This window comes from Streptomyces sp. NPDC055078 (assembly GCF_053607985.1).
Window position 1 is genome coordinate 1 of sequence record NZ_JBSGUP010000997.1, and the last position, 2023, is coordinate 2023.

At 71.7% G+C, this 2023-nt stretch carries 1 pseudogene; it reads left to right on the top strand.

The features are described 5' to 3' along the window. Positions 1-2023: pseudogene (locus ACWF94_RS39515) on the top strand (hypothetical protein); the annotation flags it as partial.

The following is a 2023-nucleotide window of genomic DNA, read 5'->3' on the forward strand; positions in this document are numbered from 1 at the left end:
CGGCGGTGGTCCTTGGCTTCCAGGCCGCGCTCGGTGCGCTGAGGCTGGCCCTGCAAGGGGTCCAGGAGTCGTTCGGCGCGGCCCTGACCGGCACCGCCGAGGAGTTCCAGAAGTCCCTCGAAGACTTGTCCCCTGCGGCGCAGGCCGCAGCGCGGGAAGTGCGGGCGCTCAAGCCTGCCTTCGAGGCCCTGCGCGAGAGCGTCCAGGAAGCGTTCTTCTCCCAGCTTGAGGGGGAGATCACCAAGGTCGCGTCGGCGCTGCGCGGGCCGCTCCAGTCGGGGTTGACCGGTATTGCGGCGGCCTGGGGGCGGGCGGCGCTGGGGGTCACCGGCTACCTCCAGGGCGCGCAGGGCGTCGCCAACGTGAAGAGCATCCTCGGCGGCGCGGAACAGGCCGTCGGCGGTCTCGCGCAGACGACGAACAAGCTCACCGCGGGCTTCCTCCAGGTCGCGGCCGTCATCAGCGACCGGTTCGGTGCCGAGCTGGCGTCGGGGATCGCGGGCGTCGGCGAGCGGTTCGGCCTGTTCCTCCAGCGGATCGCGTCCGGCGGGGACGCGGTGCGCTGGGTCGACCAGGCGCTGAACGTTTTCGCGCAGCTCGGCGACATCATCGGGAACGTCGGCTCGATCCTGTCCGGCGTCTTCGGGGCGGCGCAGGTGTCCGGCGGCGGGCTCCTCGGCAACATCCAGGAGATCACCCGCTCGTTCGCGGCGTTCGTCAACTCGGCCCAGGGCCAGACGGCGATCACCGGCCTGTTCCAGACGGTCGCCACGATCGCGGCGCAGCTCGGTCCGATCCTCGCCGCGGTGGTCACCCAGGTCGGTGCCATCGCGCCTGCCCTCGGCCCCGTCTTCTCCACCCTCGGCCCGGCGATCGTCGGCCTGGTCAACGCGCTCGGCCCCGCGTTGGCGGCCATCGCGCCGAGCCTCCAGTCCGTCGCGAGTGCGCTGGCCGGCGCCTTCGCCGCGATCGGCCCGAGCCTCGGCCCGCTCGGTGCGTCGATCGCCGCAGTGATCAACGCGCTGGCCCCGCTGCTGCCGCTGGTGGGCCAGTTGGTCAACGTCGTCGCCACGGCGCTGGCCCCGGTACTGTCCGCCCTGGCTGCGGCCTTTGCCCAAATTATTGCCACTTTGGTCGGGGCGCTGATGCCGATCCTGCCGCCGATCACTGCGGCGTTCGTCGCCCTGGTCGGCGCGCTGACCCCGCTGGCGACCGGGGTAGGTCAGGCGGTCGCCGAGCTGGTCCGGGGCCTGTCCCCGCTGCTGTCGTCCCTGGCGGGCGTGCTCGCCCAGGTGGCAGCCGCCTTGGTCCCGGTGATCCAGGCGCTGGTCGAGGCGCTGCTGCCCGTCCTGCCGCCGATCATCGCGGCCTTCAACGCCGTGGTGCAGGCGCTCCTCCCGCTCCTGCCGCCGATCGTCCAGCTCGTCGGCGCGGTGGCGCCGCTGAACGCCCTGTTGATCCGGATGCTGGCCCCGCTGCTGGCCATCGCCGCCGGGTTCGTCTCCTGGCTGACGATCAACGCCGTGGTTCCGGTGATCCAGGCCGTGGTCGGCGTCCTCGGGGGGCTGATCTCCGGACTGGCCTCGGCGATCACGTTCATCGTCGGCCTGCCGGGCCGGATCATCGCTGCCCTGTCATCGCTGGCGTCGACCGTGACCGGCTTTTTCTCGTCGCTGTTCACGACCCTCGGCACCGCCTTGACCACCGGCTTCAGCGCGGTGATCAACTTCTTCGTGCTACTGCCGGGCCGGATCCTCGCCGGGCTGGCGGCCCTGCCCGGCCTGCTGGTCGATCTGTTCGTGAACGCCGTCGCGGCCGTCGGCATCGCGCTGCTCACCGCCGTGGCCGCCGTGATCTTCATCTTCACCGAGCTGCCGGGGCGGGTCTACAACGCGCTGGCGTCGCTGGGTTCCGGGATTCTCACGGCCTTCCGGAACGCCTTCAACTCGGCGCGCGCGGCGATCTCGTCGTTCCTGTCGCAGGCGGCCTCGTTCTTCTCTCAGCTCCCCGGCCGGGTGGCGTC